22 protein-coding genes are annotated in these 21538 nt (G+C 33.4%); 4 read left to right on the top strand and 18 right to left on the bottom strand.

Going from position 1 to position 21538, the window contains the following annotated elements; all coding sequences use genetic code 11:
* Nucleotides 1–277: 277 nt before the first annotated feature.
* From SH09_RS09930 to fdaB, 3 genes are all read right to left on the bottom strand, one after another.
* Nucleotides 278–598 (bottom strand): winged helix-turn-helix transcriptional regulator, encoded by a 321-nt coding sequence (locus SH09_RS09930; protein ID WP_042739492.1) that lies wholly within the window; start codon nt 596–598, stop codon nt 278–280.
* Nucleotides 599–691: 93 nt separating this feature from the next.
* A complete protein-coding gene (locus tag SH09_RS09925) occupies nt 692–1951 on the bottom strand; it encodes a UDP-N-acetylglucosamine 1-carboxyvinyltransferase (protein ID WP_042739491.1) in 1260 nt (419 codons plus the stop codon).
* 328 nt (nt 1952–2279) lie between these two features.
* Nucleotides 2280–3140, bottom strand: a complete 861-nt coding sequence (fdaB, locus tag SH09_RS09920) for a class IIb fructose-bisphosphate aldolase FdaB (protein WP_042739490.1) — start codon at nt 3138–3140, stop codon at nt 2280–2282.
* Nucleotides 3141–3358: 218 nt separating this feature from the next.
* Here fdaB and SH09_RS09915 point away from each other — a divergent pair, with 218 nt between their 5' ends.
* Nucleotides 3359–3880 (top strand): DUF2529 family protein, encoded by a 522-nt coding sequence (locus tag SH09_RS09915; protein ID WP_042739489.1) that lies wholly within the window; start codon nt 3359–3361, stop codon nt 3878–3880.
* Between the two features lie 161 nt (nt 3881–4041).
* Here SH09_RS09915 and SH09_RS09910 read toward each other — a convergent pair whose 3' ends face one another.
* The 4 genes from SH09_RS09910 to SH09_RS09895 form a co-directional block, all read right to left on the bottom strand.
* Nucleotides 4042–5652, bottom strand: a complete 1611-nt coding sequence (locus SH09_RS09910) for a CTP synthase (protein ID WP_042739488.1) — start codon at nt 5650–5652, stop codon at nt 4042–4044.
* 326 nt (nt 5653–5978) lie between these two features.
* Entirely contained in the window at nt 5979–6524 is a 546-nt protein-coding gene (gene rpoE, locus SH09_RS09905) for a DNA-directed RNA polymerase subunit delta (RefSeq protein ID WP_042739487.1), read from the bottom strand.
* 110 nt (nt 6525–6634) lie between these two features.
* Nucleotides 6635–7495: a GNAT family N-acetyltransferase gene (locus SH09_RS09900; RefSeq protein WP_042739486.1), complete on the bottom strand. Its 861-nt coding sequence runs from the start codon at nt 7493–7495 to the stop codon at nt 6635–6637.
* Nucleotides 7496–7568: 73 nt separating this feature from the next.
* Complete coding sequence (locus SH09_RS09895) at nt 7569–7940, bottom strand: VOC family protein (protein ID WP_042739485.1); 372 nt, start codon at nt 7938–7940, stop codon at nt 7569–7571.
* Between the two features lie 90 nt (nt 7941–8030).
* Here SH09_RS09895 and coaW point away from each other — a divergent pair, with 90 nt between their 5' ends.
* On the top strand, nt 8031–8828 hold the full coding sequence (gene coaW / locus SH09_RS09890; protein ID WP_042739484.1) for a type II pantothenate kinase: 798 nt from the start codon (nt 8031–8033) through the stop codon (nt 8826–8828).
* A gap of 124 nt (nt 8829–8952) precedes the next feature.
* Here coaW and SH09_RS09885 read toward each other — a convergent pair whose 3' ends face one another.
* From SH09_RS09885 to SH09_RS09875, 3 genes are all read right to left on the bottom strand, one after another.
* On the bottom strand, nt 8953–9618 hold the full coding sequence (locus tag SH09_RS09885; RefSeq protein WP_042739483.1) for a DUF2750 domain-containing protein: 666 nt from the start codon (nt 9616–9618) through the stop codon (nt 8953–8955).
* Between the two features lie 142 nt (nt 9619–9760).
* The gene (ldmS, locus tag SH09_RS09880; protein WP_042739482.1) at nt 9761–10957 is read right to left on the bottom strand and encodes an L-aspartate--L-methionine ligase LdmS; all 1197 of its coding nucleotides are present in this window, start codon (nt 10955–10957) and stop codon (nt 9761–9763) included.
* Nucleotides 10954–12138, bottom strand: a complete 1185-nt coding sequence (locus SH09_RS09875; protein WP_042739481.1) for a M20 family metallopeptidase — start codon at nt 12136–12138, stop codon at nt 10954–10956. Before SH09_RS09875 ends, ldmS begins: the two co-directional genes overlap by 4 nt.
* 273 nt (nt 12139–12411) lie before the next feature.
* Between SH09_RS09875 and SH09_RS09870 the strand changes: the two genes are divergently transcribed.
* Nucleotides 12412–12882 (top strand): S-ribosylhomocysteine lyase, encoded by a 471-nt coding sequence (locus SH09_RS09870; RefSeq protein WP_042739480.1) that lies wholly within the window; start codon nt 12412–12414, stop codon nt 12880–12882.
* 497 nt (nt 12883–13379) lie between these two features.
* Here the strand turns inward: SH09_RS09870 and SH09_RS09865 are convergent, their stop codons facing one another.
* From SH09_RS09865 to deoC, 4 genes are read right to left on the bottom strand one after another with little or no spacing between them, the layout of a single operon-like run.
* Complete coding sequence (locus tag SH09_RS09865; RefSeq protein ID WP_042739479.1) at nt 13380–13733, bottom strand: DoxX family protein; 354 nt, start codon at nt 13731–13733, stop codon at nt 13380–13382.
* Nucleotides 13730–14917 carry a phosphopentomutase gene (deoB, locus tag SH09_RS09860; protein ID WP_042739478.1) on the bottom strand — a complete coding sequence of 396 codons (1188 nt, stop codon included), beginning with the start codon at nt 14915–14917 and terminating at the stop codon, nt 13730–13732. Before deoB ends, SH09_RS09865 begins: the two co-directional genes overlap by 4 nt.
* 12 nt (nt 14918–14929) lie before the next feature.
* The gene (locus SH09_RS09855; protein WP_042739477.1) at nt 14930–16231 is read right to left on the bottom strand and encodes a pyrimidine-nucleoside phosphorylase; all 1302 of its coding nucleotides are present in this window, start codon (nt 16229–16231) and stop codon (nt 14930–14932) included.
* Between the two features lie 43 nt (nt 16232–16274).
* Nucleotides 16275–16937 (bottom strand): deoxyribose-phosphate aldolase, encoded by a 663-nt coding sequence (gene deoC, locus SH09_RS09850; protein ID WP_042739476.1) that lies wholly within the window; start codon nt 16935–16937, stop codon nt 16275–16277.
* Nucleotides 16938–17111: 174 nt separating this feature from the next.
* Here deoC and deoD point away from each other — a divergent pair, with 174 nt between their 5' ends.
* Nucleotides 17112–17822, top strand: coding sequence for a purine-nucleoside phosphorylase (gene deoD, locus SH09_RS09845; RefSeq protein ID WP_042739475.1), 711 nt, complete (start codon nt 17112–17114; stop codon nt 17820–17822).
* Nucleotides 17823–18010: 188 nt separating this feature from the next.
* On the opposite strand, the gene SH09_RS09840 is transcribed toward deoD, so the two are convergent.
* The 4 genes from SH09_RS09840 to SH09_RS09825 all read right to left on the bottom strand — a co-directional run bounded on the left by SH09_RS09840 (nt 18011) and on the right by SH09_RS09825 (nt 21529).
* Nucleotides 18011–18457 carry a Dps family protein gene (locus tag SH09_RS09840; RefSeq protein WP_042739474.1) on the bottom strand — a complete coding sequence of 149 codons (447 nt, stop codon included), beginning with the start codon at nt 18455–18457 and terminating at the stop codon, nt 18011–18013.
* Between the two features lie 183 nt (nt 18458–18640).
* Nucleotides 18641–19504 carry a ribokinase gene (gene rbsK / locus SH09_RS09835; RefSeq protein ID WP_042739473.1) on the bottom strand — a complete coding sequence of 288 codons (864 nt, stop codon included), beginning with the start codon at nt 19502–19504 and terminating at the stop codon, nt 18641–18643.
* A 27-nt stretch (nt 19505–19531) separates the two neighbouring features.
* Nucleotides 19532–19915, bottom strand: a complete 384-nt coding sequence (locus SH09_RS09830) for a thiol-disulfide oxidoreductase DCC family protein (protein WP_042739472.1) — start codon at nt 19913–19915, stop codon at nt 19532–19534.
* A 243-nt stretch (nt 19916–20158) separates the two neighbouring features.
* Nucleotides 20159–21529 carry an EVE domain-containing protein gene (locus SH09_RS09825; RefSeq protein ID WP_042739471.1) on the bottom strand — a complete coding sequence of 457 codons (1371 nt, stop codon included), beginning with the start codon at nt 21527–21529 and terminating at the stop codon, nt 20159–20161.
* Nucleotides 21530–21538: the final 9 nt, after the last annotated feature.

Below are 21538 nucleotides of genomic sequence, written 5' to 3'. Positions count from 1 at the left end.
TTAACCTAGATATTTTAAAATTAAACTAAACTGCTCACAAAGATATATAATTTTATGAATAAAACGTTTTCGATTATAATTACACTTTGCATATGTGCACATTCTTTTATTCCCTGTGTTATGCTATTTAATACCAAATTTCAAACTATTATTGAAGGTTCATGAGAGTATGTATGAATTTGCAATAAAATAAAAAACTGTAAACAACACAATAGTTGTTTACAGTTTAAATAGAAGTCGAATGCTATTTTATTTATTAAATACTTTTTTCAATACATTAACTTTCGAGCTCAATATATTCTTGGGCCCACTTTTCCATTGGTACTAATGCTGCCGCTAGTGCATTACCTTTATCTGTAAGTTGGTATATGATATTGACTGGGCTAGTAGAAACAACATTCTTTTCAACTAGCCCCCATTCCATTAAATCAGTTAATTTAATGCTTAGTGCACGTGGCGTGATTGTTTTCAAATCACGTTTCATATCTGAAAAATGTGCTGATTTTTCAGTACACCGAGACAAATAATTAATGATTAAACCATTCCAACTTCTACCTACTATTTTAAAGGTTTCTTCAAGATAAGGGCAAACCTCCATGGTCATCACCTCATATCACTTAATATTATAATTGAAGATTAAAGTTAGGATAGTGCGCTTCAATTATTTAGTATATTTATTATACCACAAATCCTAAACTTCTTCAGTCCAAATGTCTGCACCAAGTGATTTCAATGTATTCACAATATTTGTATAACCTCTATGAATATGTTTCACATTATAAATAGTAGTTACACCTTCAGCAATTAATCCGGCAACAATTAGACTTGCACCCGCACGTAAATCACTCGCATAAACCTTAGCGCCTTTTAATTTAGATGGTTTGATCGTTGCAGTACCATTGTCAGCTACAATATCCGCACCCATATTTTTCAATTCGTCTACATGCTTAAAGCGTGCTGGATAAATCGTCTCAGTTACAAATGATACACCATCAGCCATAAATAACAACGGTGTAATCGGTTGTTGTAAATCTGTTGCAAATCCTGGATAAACAAGCGTCTTAATATCAACACTAGTATATTTGTTTCCACGTTTAATCTGAGTATGATCTTCACCAACATTAATATCTAAACCTAATTCTTTTAATTTTACGATCAATGGTTCAACGTGTGTAGGTATAATGTTATTTATTTTTATTTCTTCACCACAAGCAGCTGCAATACACATATAAGTGCCAGCTTCTATTCTATCAGGAATAACTTGATGTTCTGAGCCATGTAAATGTTTTACACCATTAATCTTTAATGTACTTGTACCTGCACCTTTAATATCAGCACCTAAGCTAATTAAGAATCTTGCAACATCTACTACTTCTGGTTCCTTTGCTGCATTTTCAATTACAGTTTGACCCTCAGCACGAACTGCAGCGAGCATAATATTGATTGTTGCGCCCACACTTACGATATCTAAAAAGATATTGGCACCGACTAATTTATCCGCTTCAATTTTCATAGAAGTTTCACTAGATTCATCGATTGTCGCACCCAAAGCTTTAAAACCTTTAATATGTTGATCTATGGGTCTTGGTCCTAATGGACATCCTCCTGGTAAACCGATAACACATTTATTAAATCTTCCAAGCATTGCTCCCATCATATAGTAAGAAGCACGTAATGATTCTACCTTTTGATTTGGTAATGGGGCATTTATTATTTCTTCAGGATCCACTTCGAGTGTCGTACCTGTTAAATTTGTTTTAATATTCAAATCACCTAATAAGCTCACCAATGTTTCAACATCTGAAATTTGTGGCAAACCTTTAATTGTTACATTATCTTCGGCCAATATAGCTGCCGGAATAATAGCAACTGCACTATTTTTTGCACCATTGATATTTACTTCACCTTTAAGTGTTTGACCACCTCTAATTTTTATCACTTCTTGACCCATTTATCCGTTCTCCTTTACCATACTTTCAATCGTTCTTTTTCTTAACATCATTAGCATTATACTATGAAAACATTAGTGTTTGCAAAATACATTAATCTAACAAAACCTATTAAAAATGATATTAAGTACATATACAGTATGTAAAAATTAATTGTTATACCTTTTATTTCCCAATGTTTCACAACTCAAATCATAAACAAAGGTTTTTTCTTATAAATTTTATGTAAATTTTAATTCCATTAACTGTTTATTTTTAGTTTTATTTGATTTTGATGTTAAAAAAAATAACTATTATACCGAAGTATAATAGTTATTTTTACGATTAAAATTATTTAGCACGGTTTGAAGTACCAAATTCTTTAATTTTACCGATTACAGTTGCTTTGATTGCTTCGCGAGCTGGACCTAAATATTTACGTGGATCATAAACTTCTTGATCATTGTTTAATACGTCACGAACAGCTTGTGCTGATGCAATTTGGTTTTCAGTATTTACATTGATTTTAGCAGTTCCAAATGGGATTGCTTTTTGGATATCTTTAGTTGGGATACCAGTACCACCGTGTAATACTAATGGTAAACCAGTTGAAGCACCGATTTCTTCCATTTCTTTAAATCCTAATTTTGGTTCACCTTTATAAGGTCCGTGTACTGAACCTAATGCTGGTGCAAGTGTATCAATACCAGTTCTTTCAACTAGTTCTTGACACTCTTTAGGATCTGCATAGATAACACCTTCAGCAACAACGTCATCTTCTTGTCCACCAACAGTTCCTAATTCTGCTTCAACAGAAACACCGTGTTCGTGAGCATACTCAACTACTTTAGCAGTAGTTGCAACATTTTCTTCGAATGGGTCATGTGAAGCATCAATCATTACTGATGTGAAACCAGCGTCGATTGCTTCTTTACATTTTTCAAAGCTTGAACCGTGGTCTAAATGAATCGCTACTGGAATAGTGATTTCTTTATCGTGCATTAAACCTTCAACCATTTTAACGACTGTGTAGAAACCACCCATGTAACGAGCAGCACCTTCAGAAACACCTAAGATTACAGGTGCGTTCTCTTCTTGAGAAGCTTCTAAAATAGCTTGTGTAAATTCTAAGTTATTTAAGTTGTATTGACCAACCGCATAACCGTTTTCTTTTGCATCGATTAACATTTCTTTCATTGAAACTAAAGGCATGAAAGTTCCTCCTTGGTGCTTTAAGCACATATTTTTACAATCTAATTATATCAAAACCATAAACTTTTTGCATTATTCTATACAATTGTAAGCGTTTTTATTTAAACTTTTATTTTTAATTTCTGCAAACTTCGTATTTTTGCACCTATTTTTATAAAATTGCAATATCTTAAAAGCTTATTTACAATAGTTAAATGAGTAGAATGGAGGTACGTTGTATGTCAAAAATATTGAATACGCAACTTAACGGAATTTTTAATCGCATTGAAACCCAAGAACTTGATATACAAATGGCTAGCCAATGTTTGATTCAAGCAATTGGCGGTGAAGGTCATGTCTATATAAAGGGCTACGATGATTTAAAGTTTTATGAGTCATATATTTTAGAAAGTGAAGAGCGATTGAAATCAAGCAAACGTTTAACTGATTTATCATCTATCGATCAATTAGATACAACAGATAGAGTATGCTTGTTCGCTCCTAATTATACTTCTACAGTCGCAAAGGATGTAGATGCATTAATAGCTGCAGATGTAGACTTTGTGTTGATTTGTAATAAGCCAAAGGATGTAGATTTTTCTGATCATTTATTTCACTTTGTTAATTTAAGCACGCCTAGACCCATTGTCTATACAGAGGACTATGACAAAGTTGTCACGCCTCACCCTATCGCTTTTAATTACATCTATTATGATATTTATACACAAATGGTTGAAATGATAAATGATTTAGATTTATAAATTATGTTGAATTTAAATCAATACTTCAATATCAATCGCATTATTCTGGTTGGGACAAATTCCATGTTCCAACCTTTTTATATTTCTTACTTCATTTTTATAAAAAAACTGCCGACCGATACACGGTCGACAGTCAAAAGATATTCAACTATATATTATAGTTATTTGTTATTTTGATGTTTCAATGAAGCTTCAACAAATGCTCTGAAAATTTGTTGTGGACGGTTAGGTCTTGATAAAAACTCAGGATGGAACTGACAAGCCACAAAGAAATCATTTTCTGGTATTTCTACCATTTCGACTAATCGACCATCTGGACTAGTACCAGAGAAGACCATTCCATTTTCTTCTAATTGCTCTCTATATTCATTGTTAAATTCATAACGATGACGATGACGTTCTTCAATATTTTGTGCATCATAAATTTTATGTGCTAATGTACCTTCTTTAATCGTACAAGGATATAAACCTAAGCGTAATGTACCACCTAAATCTTCTATATCCTTTTGTTCTGGAAGTAAATCAATGATTGGATAAGGTGTATTTGGATCTAATTCTGCTGAATGTGCACCTTCTAAACCGATAACATTTCTTGCAAATTCTACAGTAGCTAATTGCATACCTAAGCAGATACCAAAGTATGGTACATTATTTTCACGAGCATATTTGATTGCTGAAATTTTTCCTTCACTTGCACGGAACCCAAAACCACCTGGTACAAGGATACCATCAACATCAGCTAAATATTGTGCAACATTGTCATCTGTCACTTCACTTGAGTCAATCCATTTTACCTCTACATCTTTCTTGAATGGATAACCTGCATGTTTCAAGGATTCAACTACTGATAAGTAAGCATCTTGCAAGCTTACATATTTACCTACTAAGCCAATAGTTACTTTGCCATCTAAGTTATTCACTGTATCTAACAAGTACTGCCATTCATCTAATTGTGTATCATATTTTGCATCTAACTCTAAACGATCAATTACGATGTCATCCATATTTTGTTTACTTAATTGTAAAGGAATTTCATATAAAGAATCTGCATCACGACATTCGATAACACTTGCTTTATTAATGTCACAGAATAATGCAATTTTATCTTTTAAGTCTTGTGTTAATTCATACTCAGTACGTACAACAATTAAATCTGGTTGAATACCTAAACCACGTAATTCTTTAACACTGTGTTGTGTTGGTTTTGTTTTCATTTCGCCTGCAGCTTTAATATACGGTAGTAATGTACAGTGTACATACATCACATTTTCTCTACCTAAATCACTTCTAATCTGACGAATTGCTTCAATAAATGGTAATGATTCAATATCACCAGTCGTTCCACCAATCTCAGTAATGACTACATCCGCATTGGTACTTTCGCCAGCTAATAATAAGCGTTCTTTAATTTCATTTGTGATATGTGGAATAACTTGGACTGTACCACCTAAATAATCACCACGGCGTTCTTTTTTCAATACGTGAGAATATACTTTACCAGCTGTAACATTTGAATATTTATTTAAGTTGATATCGATAAATCTTTCATAGTGTCCTAAATCTAAATCTGTTTCAGCACCGTCATCAGTTACAAATACTTCACCATGTTGATACGGACTCATTGTACCTGGGTCAACATTTAAATAAGGATCAAATTTTTGAATTGTAACCTTCAATCCTCTATCTTTTAACAATCTTCCTAAAGATGCTGCTGTAATACCTTTACCTAATGAAGAAACTACTCCACCAGTTACAAAAATAAATTTTGTCATGTTCTGCCTCCTATAAATATAATGGTATAGAAATTAATACCAGCAATTGACATGCTTAACTTCAATTGAATCGTTAAACTTTAATCTAATGTTTTACATTTTTAAATTATTTTTAATGGGAGATTGGTTTAGCGTTAACAATAGCGCCAATACACAAGTAACGATATTAAAAATAATAAGTTAACTAGTTTATAAAATAAAAAAATCGCTCCCTCTCACAAATTTGTAAGGGGGAGCGTATATGATTTATACACGTCGTCCTAATTAAAGGAGCCCGAATAAAATTTTATCATGTTCACGAAAAAAGTCAATTAAATATCGCAGAATTAATTTTCTGTGAATTCATCTTCCTCGTACTCATCTTCTTCTTCTTCGTCTTCTAAGTCTTCATCTTCTTCATCAATTACAATATCAGACTCTTCAATCTCTTCGTCCACTTCTTCATCTTCTGGATCTTCAGGATCGTTTAGTGTCTCTTGGTCATCCGTTACTGTAGGGATATCATCATCGTCATCCGCTTCATCTTCACCAAGTAATTTCAATGTTTTATCTTCTTCATCATCGTCATCTAAAATATCAAATTTTTGAATAGTTGGCGCAATTTTCTCTTCAATATCATCAACTGAATACCAGTCACGTAAGCCCCAAATATTTTCACCAATATTTAAGAAACGTCCATCAGTGTTTAAGTCTGTATAGAATTGCACAATTCTATCTTCAATTTCGTGATCTTCATAATGTCCAATCGCTTTAAATTCATCAATGATATCATACAGATTCATTGTATCGCCTTTTTCGTGTAATAACGTGTAAGCCATGTCAATAAATGATTTCTCATCAACCATTTCTTTTGTATAATCTTGAATTCTCATATTATATATTCTTCCTTTCAAAGGCATTTATCCAAATCAGTACTATGTTTTCTTAAGTAATAATAACAAATGTAAATTATAAATGACAATGCTTGATTTCGCAATCGCTATTAATAATTTATATATTTTTCAAAAGTGATAAAATCATCAGCACTTTCAATTTCAACAAAATTACTATTTATACATAAAGGCTTTAATTCATTATGTTCCCCATATAAGGTGATTGTCAGCACAGCCACATCATTAAAATGCTTTCTAATATACGTTGATAATTGGCGTAATGCACTTTCAGCAATACCGTGATGTCTTTCATCTTCATTCACTTCAATAGATGAAATATTCATACGATTTTCATGCTTTTCAATCGCTATAAAGCCGACTTTCTGTCCATCTTTTAGTAAATCTATCATATGAATATTATATGGTGTTTCATCTGTACTCTTTTGTAATTTTAAAGATGAAACATATTTAGAGTCTAAATCTAAATAATACAATCTTTCTTTACCAATCGGACCTTCTTCTTTCGTTGCAGCATGCATAAATCCTGCGCGCTCGTATACATTCCAAGCACCTTTATTTTCTGCGTCAACCACTAAATACAAATGATTAAAGTTCGGAAATAAGATTTGCACATATTGCGGTAAATACATCATCATTTTAGTTCCGTATCCACAGCCTTGATATTTTTCATTAATGGATAATGAGCGAACATATACAACTTGATTTGGTGTATCATAACCTTCATGTTGATAATATTGGTGTAGTACAAAGAAACCTACCACTTCTCCATCACTGTTTAATGCAATGTTCGCTATTCTATCATCATCCTCTAACGCTTCATCTAATACATCCTTTGGCAGAGATGAATAAATTTGCTGGCGCTCACTTAATTCAAAATCATAGAGTGCTTCTTTGTATTTATCTTCATACACCTGCACTGTAATATCTTCAAATTGTTCTTTTGTAAACATATTTAATCCCCTATTTAAACTGTTTTATATATCTATCAAAAACATACCACTTATATGAACTTACTAACCGTTTTTATGAAGTTAAAAAACAATTCATCAGCCAATTCACTTGGTATTTATCTTTGACTTGTCCATGCATGGCATTAAAGAAAGTTTTATCTAATGGCATATGCGGATCCCCTTCCACACTGAGTGCCTCGTAAACTTGACGTTGTTCTTCCAAACGATCGAAAGTCAAAATAATATTGGTATTATCATTAGACGTTGGTCGACCATAACTGCTAGAAATATGTAATACTACATCATCACTTACATGTAATTCAGCATGTAATAAACGTCCATTCGTTTCATTTAATATCTTTATTTCTCCACTAAATGCCGTTTTATAGAAATCTAACGCTTCTTCTACATCATCAACAATAATGTAAGGACTTAATTGCATCATAAATCAATCGCTCCCTTTACTTTCATATTTGATTTTCTTATATTTTATTATACTATAAGTAAGAATGAAAATATTTGGGGGAATACCATTATGAAAATAGGCATTGATGCTGGGGGCACATTAATAAAAATAGTTCAAGACGAGAATGGCAAACGTTCATATAATACAAAGCTAACGACTGAGATCGATCAAGTTATAGAATGGTTAAATTCAATTGATGCAGAGCGTATCAGTTTAACTGGTGGTCAGGCTGCTACAATTCAACAACAACTTAAATGCGAATCTAATATATTTGTTGAATTCGATGCTTCGGCTGTCGGATTAAATATATTATTAACTGAACAAGGCCATCAACTAGATGATTACATATTTGCTAACGTTGGGACTGGTACATCAATTCATTATTATGACGGTAAAGCTCAAAAACGTGTTGGTGGTGTAGGTACCGGTGGCGGTATGATTCAAGGTTTAGGATATTTATTAACTGGCATTCAAGATTATCAGTTATTGACGGATACTGCTCAAGATGGCAATAGAGATATCATCGATTTAAAGGTAAAACATATCTATAAAAACACTCAACCTCCTATTCCAGGAGATTTAACGGCAGCTAATTTCGGTAATGTCTTACATAATTTAGATAAATCATTTACCGATGCCGATAAACTTTCTTCTGTAATTGGTGTAGTGGGTGAAGCAATTACAACGATGGCTATTACAGTAGCACGAGAACACAAAACCGAAAATGTCGCTTATATTGGCTCAACGTTTATCAATAATCAACTATTACGACACGTTATTGAAGATTATACTGTATTACGAGGATTCAAACCTTATTACATTGAACATGGTGCTTTTTCTGGTGCTCTTGGTGCACTTCATCTATAAAACGAAACAGGTCAACAAACGTATCTGAGACATTCCAGATACGTTTGTTGACCTTAATTTTTTATAAATAAATTATATAAGACATCATTCAAATCATCATATTTCAATTTCGTAATTACTCGTTCTATAGCGCAAGTTGATCAATCACTTTTTGCGCTGAAACAACGGTACCCACTACACCAGGTTTCAAATCAATAGCTACAGCTTTATCATCATCTCTTAACGTATCTAACCACTCATCAAAAACAGCGCCTTCAATCTCAACTAATTCAAGATTGTCAAAGTCTTCTCGACGGACTTTTTCCGCTCTACTTTTTATACTCCATACGGGCATAATATGTGGCCTTTGATGTTCATCGTCACTAATTAATGCAAATTGCTTTGCACCCTTTTCAGATAATCCAAAAACTGCATCCTCTTTTGCTACATCTTTAGCAAATTCCTTCAAACGTATACTATCTAAATCAGACATTAATTCATCACTAACTTTCACGACATCTATTAAATCACCATCTGATTTCGAAGTTGGATTGACCAACACTTGATCTCCTTCGTTAAATATATCATCTAATTCATAAGTAACAAATCGATCCACATCAATTTTCTTTACTTTATCAAACGCAATATCTTTAGCATCAAGGAATGGTTGAGCTAATGACTTGTCACTCCACAAACACACGCGTGACTCACCTAGTATTTCATAACTGACTAATTGCTTTGCTTCCGTTGCAACATAAAAGCACTCACTTACCAAAATATCTTGATAAAATGAATTTTCTTTATAGGACATCCTAACACCTTCATTTCATTTTATATTTTTAATCTAATCAAAATATAAATGACATATATAATACAGTCAAACACCTCAATTAGTATTTATAAACATGACATAGCAAATGTTTTGATTCACATTAAAATACATTATCTCATATTTATCCTTTTTTTAAATCTTCAAGGAACTGTAATTCTAATTTTTCTATTTGACTTTGTGATTCACCGTGCCAAATACAACCAAATCTTGAACTCACTTGCTCTTCTGTGTACCAATCACCATCATAGTATGATAACGGAAATAACACGCCTTTTTTAATATACTTTACAATCGTATTAAAAAAATGTTTATTATCCCCCGGTGAAATATAACTATAAAACTTATGGAATCCTTGGGTTAAAATCGGTTCGAGTAATAACATACTTGTAGAACCATTTTGTCTGAAATTCAAATCAATCGCAAAAATATCACCCTGTGCATCCTCTAATAAGTCAAAGCCTGCAACACCATAATATCCTTGAGCAACACCGATTTCCATAATTTCTTTACCAGCTTGTATCACTTTCTTTGGTACATCTTGAACATTCAAATTACCATTATAATGACCGTATTTGTCAGTCAGTTGTTGTGATGTTCCAATATATTGCACACCGAGTTTCGGCGTATATGCAAATTGCACACAATAGTTTGCAACTGCTTCAATTTTCTGTTCAATTATGATTGTGTCTGTTTCGCTTTTAGCCTTCTCGATTCGTTTGGATGCCTTATCTAAATCTGTTTGATTATAACAAATCATTACACCATAACCACCAGCTGTAGGTAGATCATCACCTGGTTTTAAAACAAATGGAAACTCCCAATGCTTGATTGCTTGTTCAAAGTCCTCTATATTCACTACTTCTCGTTTTGGCAAATATTTATTATTCGTCCACTCTGGTATACGAGATTTATTATTTAAAGCAACAAATATATCTTTATTCAATGCATAGTAGTGTTTTTTCAATATCGCTTCATCATGTATATATTGAAAATAAATTTTTTTATCAAGACTTTGCGCTAACGTAGCTAGTAATTGTTCATAACTAGATTTATCGTTAAATTTATAAATATTACTAGGCATATCTTGACCAATTAATTGAAATAATTGTGCTAAATTTTCTGTAACACTCGCTTCATGTACAATCACAGGCATTTGATTAGCAATCAATAATTCTCTACCAGTTAAAAAATTAGATTGGTGTTCTTCTGGCTCTAACCACGGATTTGAAATATATGATGGACGAGACGTATATACTATATTTGAATCATAAAGATCACTAAGTGTTATTTTAGGTCTTAGAGAACTTTGTTTTGTCATTTTTTGTGCTCCTTTATAAATTGATGTTGTTCAACAATTTCTTTAAATAGTGCGCTATCTTCTATTAATTCTAAGCCCATTAAGGATAATATTTTTGCGCCTCGAATTAATGCTTGATCACCGTGTGTACTACCTGCTGCTTCTCTAAAGCGGTGTGTGTGACCAACTAGATTTCGAGAACCTATTTTAATATGGGGATGAATCGTTGGTACAACATGACTCACATTTCCTGTATCTGTTGAACCATATCCGAAATCATCATCAATAACGGCTTCACCCATTTCAGTCGCATATTTTGCGAATAAATCGTCTAACTTTGAAGTTTTTACAAATTCATTCACACCATTTTGAATTGGGCCAAATTCATAGTCACAACCCGTTTGAATCGCTGCACCTCTCGCAATTTGACCAACTCTTTCAGTTAAGACGTCTAAATCTTTTCTAGTTGTTGCTCTAGTATAAAATCTTGCATGTGTGAAATCTGGAATAATATTTGCTGCCTTTCCTCCATCTAAAATTACTCCATGTACACGTTGACTCTTTTTAATGTGTTGTCTCAATTGTGCCACACCATTAAAATAAGAAATCATTGCATCTAAAGCATTTCTTGCTTCATGTGCATTTTCAGATGCATGTGTACTCTTACCATAGAACTTAATATCTAGCACATCTACTGCTAGAGTATTTATCGTACGATACGTTTCATTACCTGGATGCACCATTAATGCGATATCTAATTCATCAATAATGCCCTCCTTAACATATGATGCTTTGGCACTACCATTCTCTCCACCTTCTTCGGCAGGACAGCCCAAGACAATCACTTGTCCCCCAACTTTATCTATCACTTGCTTTAAGGCTATCCCAGCTAATACGCTTGCTGTTCCAATTATATTGTGTCCACATGCATGGCCTAGACCCGGCAAAGCATCATATTCCGCTAGATAACCAATTGTCGGACCGGGTTTCGATGAATCATATTTAGCTATAAACCCTGTAGCATGACCTGCAATATCAGTCTCTACCTCAAAATTATGGCGATTTAATTGCTCAATTAATGTTCGAGATGCAAAAATTTCTTCATTACCAAGTTCTGGTCTTTGATGTATTTGATGGCTTAATTCTATATATTTATTCTTTTCATTTTCTATATAATCTAAAATATTTTGTTTATTTTCCATTGCTGAAACCCTACTTTCCACATTACTACGAGCTAGTTATTACTTAAATTTTAAGAAATTATATGCAATACCAATTCATTTAATTATCTAATCAAGTGTACAAAACACTTTTAATTATTACTTATTCTATCGGCTTTATTGTATTCTGTCATTAATTTTCTGAAATTTAAAACATTTTTACTTTTGTATTAGTCTCTATACCACATTTAACAAATTGTAAAAGCAGGTTCATCTTGTTACAATAACTTTATTAAGATTTTAGGAGGAAGCATAATGCCAAAAATGAACGTTGAAAGTTTTAATTTAGATCATACAATTGTTGATGCGCCTTTTGTAAGACTTGCAGGAAAAATGGAAGGTGCCAATGGCGATGTCATTCATAAGTATGATATTCGTTTCAAACAACCAAACAAAGAGCATATGGAGATGCCTGGCCTTCACTCATTAGAACATCTAATGGCTGAAAATATTAGAAATCATTCTGATAAAGTTGTCGATCTAAGTCCAATGGGTTGTCAAACTGGATTTTATGTTTCATTCATTAACCATGATGATTATAATGATGTGTTAAATATCATCGAATTAACAATTAAAGATGTATTAGCAGCTACAGAAGTACCTGCTTGTAATGAGGTCCAATGTGGATGGGCAGCGAGTCATTCATTAGAAGGTGCCAAAGAAATAGCGCAAGCCTTTTTAGACAAACGTTCAGAATGGAACGATGTTTATGGTGAAAATAAATAACCATTTCACGCTATAAAGTATATAACTCCAAATAATTACCGAGTCATATACATCTTGATCGTGAGACTGCTCTAAGCATTACTAAGACCACCCTGGAACATAAATTCCAGAAAAATAGCACTCAGATAATTTAATTTATCTGAGTGCTTATTTTTATTCATCCTATTCGTATTGTTGGCTCGCTTTCCTAGGGGACAGTTTCAGCCTGTAGTCTTCAGCTCGTCCTACAACAGGAGTCTCGTCAAAATACATTGAAAACATTTGTGACTTTTAAATTACCATCACCTTAATAAACTCAACTACAAATTTTTTCTTATCATATACTTTCATCAATTATCTCGTCTTATTGTACATTAATGTCTCTATGCTGTTGAAATAAGTGACATAATCTCATTTCTACTCGTAAATTTTGATTATTTTAGAAAAACACAAAGAAAGGTATGCGTGACTTAATTAAGTCTTTGCATACCTTTCTTTATTATTTAATACATTCGTTTCTATAATTTACGAATTATGCCAATGAATAGAAACTGCATTGGTAAACGTAGATATAATGCCCAAGGCGAAAGCGTCTTATCCCCTAAAGGCAATTGTTTACGCGCCATATAAATATTTGCAGGGAATACTGCCAATAAGAACGCGGAAATTGCATTTTTCAAACGTGTAGTTGGTTGTTTAATCAATAATAATATACCAAAAATACACTCTATTATCCCTGTTACTATAACAGCTGTTCGTTTAAATGGTAAATATGCTGGTACAATTCGTGTGAAATTAGCCTCATTTTTAAAATGTAATACGCCTACAAATGAAAAAGCTAAACCGAACACGATACTTAAAAGTCGTTTCATTTTTCAACGCCCATTTCTTTTAAATAGCTTTTACCAAACTTAGGAAGTGCTACCCCAAAGTTATCAGCGATTGTCGCGCCTATTGAACTAAATGTATCGTCTACAGACAATTCATGACCTTGTTGGAATTTAGGACTATACATCAATACTGGAATATATTCCCTTGTATGATCCGTACCATCCGCAGTCGGATCATTACCATGATCTGCTGTAATAATCACTAAATCATCTTCTCGTAAATATTTCATTAGTTCAGGTAAACGCTCATCGAAGTCTTTAATCGCTTGTGCATAGCCTGGCTTATCGCGTCTGTGGCCATACAGTGCATCAAAGTCTACTAAGTTTAAGAAACTCAATCCTGTAAAGTCTTTTTGAACTGTTTCAATTAATTTATCCATACCATCCATATTATCTTTAGTACGAACCGCTTCGGTCACACCTTCGCCGTCATAAATATCATTGATTTTACCCAGTGCAATAACATCATAACCACTATCACTTAATTCATTCATCACTGTACGACCGAATGGTTTTAAAGCATAATCATGTCGGTTTGATGTACGTTTAAACGCGCCTGGCTCTCCGACATATGGACGAGCAATAATTCTACCAATCAAATATTTAGGATCTTTAGTTAATTCACGCACTTTTTCACATATGTCATAAAGTTCTTCTAATGGAATAACTTCTTCATGAGCAGCGATTTGCAATACAGGGTCAGCTGAAGTATAAACGATTAAATCGCCTGTCTTCATTTGATGTTCTCCCCACTCATCAATGATTTGAGTACCTGAAGCTGGTTTATTAGCAACGACTTTACGTCCAGTTAACCGTTCAATTTCTGAAACGAGTTCCTCTGGAAAGCCTTCTGGATAAACTTTAAATGGTTGCATAATATTTAAGCCCATTATTTCCCAATGACCTGTCATTGTATCCTTACCTACTGATGCTTCACTCATTTTTGTGTAAAAAGCTAGTGGTTTATCAACTTTGTCAACGACTGGTAAAGCTTCGATATTTCCTAATCCTAATTGTTGTAAATTAGGTAATGTTTGATCAAATCCTTCAAGTGTATGCTTTAAAGTATGGCTTCCCTCATCATTAAATGCTTTAGCATCCGGACCTTCGCCTATACCAACCGAATCCATAACTATTAAATGTACTCTGTTAAAAGGTGTCGTCATTGTGTTTCACTCCTATTCAGTAATTACTTTGTGAATTAATGTTGGTGCTTTACCGCTATCACTTATGGTAATGCTCGCGTTTAACTTCTCAATAACATCATCTACTTGTTCGCGATTACTGTGTATTGTTAATAATGATTCACCAGCTTTTACCTTATCTCCAACTTTTTTATTCAAGACAATGCCTACACTCAAATCAATATCGTCCTCTTTCGTTTGACGACCTGCTCCGAGCATCATTGATGCAACACCTACTTCGTTTGCTACAATTTCCGTTACGACCCCTGACTTTGTAGCTGGGTAGTCAATTTGATATTGTGCTTGCGGTAATTTTGATACATCATCTACTACTGATCCATCACCGTCTTGATTTTCAATAAATGTTTTAAAGCGTGCTAGTGCCGTTCCGTCAGCAATTGCATTTTCAAGTAAAGTACGCGCTTCTGCTAAGTCTTGTGCTTTTCCTCCAACAACTACCATTTGCGAACCTAACGTTAATACTAAATCAGTTAGGTCTTTTGGTCCTTGACCTTGTAATGTTTCAATTGCTTCTTTGACTTCTAATGCATTGCCAATCGCATTACCTAGGGGTTGACCCATGTCTGATATAATGGCCATCGTATTTCTACCTACATTATTGCCAATATTCACCATCGCACGTGCTAAAGATTCTGCATCTTCTAATGTCTTCATAAATGCACCGTTACCTGTTTTGACATCGAGGACAATCGCGTCAGCACCGGCTGCTATTTTTTTACTCATGATAGATGATGCAATTAATGGTATAGAATTCACTGTACCTGTTACATCACGTAAGCCATACAATTTTTTATCAGCGGGTGTTAAGTTCCCAGTTTGACCAATTACAGCTACTTTATCTTCATTTACTAACTTTACAAATTTCTCTTCCGAAATTTCAACATGAAAGCCCTCAATTGACTCTAATTTATCAATGGTACCGCCTGTATGTCCTAATCCTCTACCACTCATTTTTGCAACTGGTACACCTACTGCAGCAACCAATGGTGCAAGTACAAGCGTAGTCGTATCACCGACACCACCAGTAGAATGTTTATCCACTTTCACACCATTAATATTGGATAAATCAATAACATCTCCTGAATTAACCATTGCCATAGTTAACGCTGCTCTTTCTGCTTCATTCATATCTTGAAAATACACTGCCATGGCTAAACTAGAAGCTTGATAATCTGGTATATCCCCTTTAGTATAACCTTCAATAAAGAAATTAATTTCTTCTTCTGTTAGCGCTTGGCCATCACGTTTCTTTTCAATTAAATCTACCATTCTCATATGTGTAGACCTCCCTTATTTCAACAATAAATTGAAAATATAATTAGTAATCAGAATCACTTTCTAGACCTTGGATGATTTGGATACCTGCGCTTGCACCAATGCGTGTCGCTCCAGCTTCAATCATTTTATTAAAGTCTTCAAGATTTCTAACGCCTCCTGATGCTTTAACTTCGAGTGCATCTCCAACAGTATCTTTCATTAATTTAACATCTTCAGGTGTAGCGCCTCCTCCTGCAAAACCAGTAGATGTCTTAACAAAATCAGCACCAGCTGCTTTACTTAATTCAGATGCTTTTACTTTTTCTTCATCAGTTAATAAACAAGTTTCAATAATCACTTTGACAGTTTTTCCGTTAGCAGCGCCTACTACGCCTTCAATATCCTTTTGAACTAAATCATAATTCCCATCTTTTAATGCGCCAATATTAATTACCATATCTACTTCAGAAGCACCTTTTTTGATGACATCTTCAGTTTCAAAGATTTTAGTTTCTGTTGTTGTTGCTCCTAATGGGAAACCAATTACAGTACAAACTAAGACATCACTGTCAGTTAATTGTTCTACAGCATATTGCACATGTGTTGGATTGATACAAATTGATTTGAAATTATATTCTTTTGCTTCTGAAATTAATTTATCAATTTGATCCTTTGTCGCCTCAGGTTTTAATAATGTGTGGTCTATATATTTTGCGTAATTCATTTAGAATCCTCCTAAATTTTGTTTAAAGTAATATTTATCTTCACTTAAATTGTTAAAAGTAAATTTTCACTTGATTTATTGCCTTTCCCTTTACCTCTATACTACAAAAATTCGCAAAAATAATAAACAAATGTTATCTTTATTTTGATAAAGAATTTAAAGGAGAAGATGATTATGACAAAAGGTACACCTCATATTCAACCTAATGGGACTAAAATAGCTAAAACAGTATTAATGCCAGGGGATCCATTACGTGCAAAATACATTGCCGACAATTATTTAGAAAATGTAGAGCAATTCAACGAAGTAAGAAATATGTTTGGATACACAGGTACATATAAGGGTAAAGAAGTATCAGTTATGGGATCTGGAATGGGTATTCCTAGTATCGGTATCTATTCTTATGAATTATATAATTTCTTTGATGTAGACACGATTATTCGAATTGGTTCTTGTGGCGCATTACAAGAAAATGTCAATCTTTATGACATCATTATAGCTCAAGGTGCTTCAACAAACTCAAGCTATGTAGATCAATACAATATTCCTGGACATTATGCGCCATTAGCAGACTTTGATTTAATTTTAAAAGCAAAACAAAAAGCAGATGAAATTGGTGCAAAGTCACATGTAGGTAATATCTTATCTTCTGATACATTCTACAATGCAGATTCAACATTTAATGAAAGATGGCAACGTATGGGTATCTTAGGAATTGAAATGGAATCAGCTGCATTGTATCTAAATGCTACTTACGCTAACAAAAAAGCACTAGGCGTCTTTACAGTAAGTGATCATATATTAAGAGATGAAGCGACAACTGCCGAAGAACGTCAAAATTCATTTACTCAAATGATGGAAATTGCTTTAGAGATAGCTGAATAATTCGCATTCCAATCATTATGTGCTTAGGATATTAATACCTAACCATATTTAATAAACAGTTAAACTATGAAGAAATCTATAACGTTTGATTTCTTCATAGTTTTTTATTTGTAGAAAAAAGCCTTATGAACAGGCTAAATAGCACCATTCATAAGGCATTTGCAATACATTATATAATATTCTATCTATTATTGAGCTAGGTATGATTTTAACATCCAGTTATGTTTTTCAATGTTTGTTTGCATACCGATAAACATATCTTCAGTCACATCATCTTCTGCTTTAGACGCAACTTCAATTGCTTCTTCTAATTGTTTTGATACATTAGTAAAGTCTTTAGATAATTCTTCTACCATTTCTTCTGCTTTATAGCCTTTACCTGCTTCATCAATAATTGAAAGTTCTAAACTTTCTTTTAATGTTGCAACTGGATTTCCTCCAACAGCTAAAATACGTTCAGCTAAATCATCTACATATCCACTTGCTTCATCATATAACTCTTCAAATTTAGTGTGTAATGAAAAGAAGTTTGGTCCTTTAACATACCAATGGAAGTTGTGTAATTTAGTAAATGCTACAGTCCAGTTTGCCACTTGTTGATTTAATACTGTTACTACTTCTTGATTATTTGCCATTATATAACCTCTCCTTAATATTATTACTTTGCCTTTCTAATAGGCTTATCTCTCTATTGATTACATTAACTATTATATTATAATAATTATAATCTGTAAAGTGTTTGACCTACTTAAATTAGAATTATTATAATCTGAATGTGTGGTTGTCACACAATAGTCATTTACCCTAAAATCGAGTTGTTAATCTAAGTCTTTTCTGTATGGCATTGCACCTTGAGCACCCAAACCAGTCACTGAAAAACTGCCTGCTAAATTCGCAAAATCTACGGCTTTTTCTAATGTCTTATTATCATTTAGCGCAACTGCTAATGCACCATTAAATGTATCGCCTGCACCAGTTGTATCAATTACTTCCTTTTTGAATCCTGGTACTTTTTGTAGAGATCCATCAAAAAAGACGGCACCGTCAGCACCCTTTGTAACTATCAACTTCCTTGGATATGATTGCAAAGCACTGTCTACTTGATTATCAAACAGTAATTCACTCTCTGTTTCGTTCGGGGTTAACCAAGTCACCTTATCTAAAATGTCTTGCTGCAATTTACGATATGGTGCTGGATTAAGCATCACCTTTATTTGATGCTGTACTGCGTAATCTACGACCGCTTCGATTGTTTCCTCAGGTATCTCATGTTGCATGAGTATAATATCACCTGCTTGGAATTGTGCTAATTTTGGTAACACTCGCTCTGCAGTAACATATTGATTCGCCGCAGGTACGACAATAATTCTATTATCATTATCGTATAATGTGATATGTGCAGTACCAGAACTTTCATTATCTATGACGTCCATAAATTGTGTATCTACATTATTTTCTTTTAAGTTGCTTAGTATTTGTTGTCCATAGTCATCATCGCCTACTGCACCAATCATATAAACTTGATCGCTTAGACGAGCTGCTGCCACCGCTTGGTTCGCACCTTTCCCTCCTGGCGTTGTAAAAAATGATGACCCCATAACTGTCTCTCCAGCTTCTGGAATAATATCTGTCTTTACAACTAAATCAATCGATGCACTTCCTATTACAATTATATTTCCCATTTGTCTTTCCTCCGTTGTCATTACTCATTAGTCAATAAAAAATGATTGTTCATATTTATTTGGTTTATGCCAATGTGTCTTCCACATACGATTTCTATTGTTTGCAAACGTATTATAACCGAACTCTCTTAAAAATTTGGGTGTTAATCTGAGTAATATGCCCAACCATTTATATCCTGTCAGTGAAGTAATTAATGTTGCAATCGCATCTGATTTAAATTCAAATTGATCACCATTTTGCAAAATCACACTATTTTTCACATCAGCTTCTGGATAATTCTCAAATAAATGTTGCGCCGTTTCTCCTTGTAATTGCGCAAATTCATAGCGTTTCGACAGACCGTTTTGTATTAACCAAATCGCATAATTATAACAATATACACACGTTCCATCATAATAAATTATTGGCATCTATTTCACCCCTATTTGAAATTTGAAATTTCAATACCACTTGAATATTATTTCTTCATACCTCTATTATATCCTAAAACTATAATAATAAATCATAATATGATTTTCTAAGTGTTAATCTTTCATTTTGATTAGCTCCGACACAATAAAAAAACTTACCACGTCGCCATAATGTGATTAGCTCTATTTAAAACAAGCCAAATTAGGACAGTGGTAAGTTCAATTTAAATCATTCTATTTAATTTAATCGTCTTGCTTAACTTTTACAATCCTTGTATATTTCAAGAATTGCTCAGTATACTTATGTTTAATTTCGTTTAAGTCATCATATGTGATACCTACAATATGCCAATTCGGATTAAAGTGATAATATGAGTCTTTCTGTCTCGACCATTTAATCATATTACCTTCTTTATTATATCTAGGCATTGTCATTTCATAACCTTCTAACACATTAATGTATGTCTGAAAAATATCTGGATCCACACGATTAAAGTTATCAATCACTAAATAACTTTTATCTTTTCTCGGCATTAAATTAGTAATAAAGCCCTCACGATAATATAGTGCACCCGATTCATTAGGTAAATATTTACCATACAACATATCCTCTGAAAAGTCCGGATGTCCAGCAACCAATACCGGATTAGCATTTGTCTTTTGTAATAAATCTTCCGCTGCTTGTAAACCTTCCCCTTTATCGGCAACCAATAGTATAAATGGTTTCAAATCCTCACTTTGTGTATCAATAACCTGTTCATTTTTAACCATTTCAAATTGTGATTTTAAGCCGTCATTCTCACTCATTTCTATGATTGCTTCAAATTGTGTTTTTGACATACTGGCAATAGCTTGTTTGGCATTTTCTTGTAAGAAATATAGATTTTTTAATTTTGGATGTTTATTTAACGTGCCCAATGAAACAGGTTCAATTGCCTTGTCGAAATAAATTTCAATTGCCGTGCTATTCGTTCTACCCGGAATTGGCGGTTTTTCATGAATATGTCGACTTACTTCACCAACGCCTATTACAGATTGATCTTTTTTTCTATTATAAAAAACTAACTGATCTCCAATTTCTAATTGTGTGTAAAAATGATAGCCATTACGTTTAATGCCATTATATGTATGAGTGAAAATTGTGTGTGTAGACTCAGGTTCGTATTCTTCTTCTTCGGAAACAAAAAAGTATCTAGGCACTTTTGTTTCACCTTTTCCAAGACTAACAATCAAATCAAATTCATCTTTAGTAATTTGATTAAACAATGTTTCTTTCATATTGCTCATTCTAAATTCCAATTGCTCACTACGCTTTAAATAGTCTGCAGTCAATGGTTTAAGTTGCTCTTGTAATTGAAAATGCACTCTAATTTTGTTTTGCGCGCCAGTCTGCACACTAGTAATTTGACCAAAGCCTAATAAACCAGTATCCATCTGAACTTGATAAAATATAACATAGTCACCTATTTTTGCTTGTTTGAATGATCGGAAACCTTGTGAAGGACTAAATTGTGCACCTGATTCAAATAATGTGGTTTGCCCTACTAATGGTTCGTTATGATTCCAGCGATTGTATCCGCAATTCAACCAAAAATAACTCGTTTCCTCTGCCATTTAGATGCT

Origin of the sequence: Staphylococcus gallinarum (genome assembly GCF_000875895.1) — a bacterium.
Lineage (GTDB): Bacteria > Bacillota > Bacilli > Staphylococcales > Staphylococcaceae > Staphylococcus > Staphylococcus gallinarum.
The sequence above is the reverse complement of the archived record's forward strand: the minus strand, read 5'-3'. Positions and strand labels throughout refer to the sequence as shown.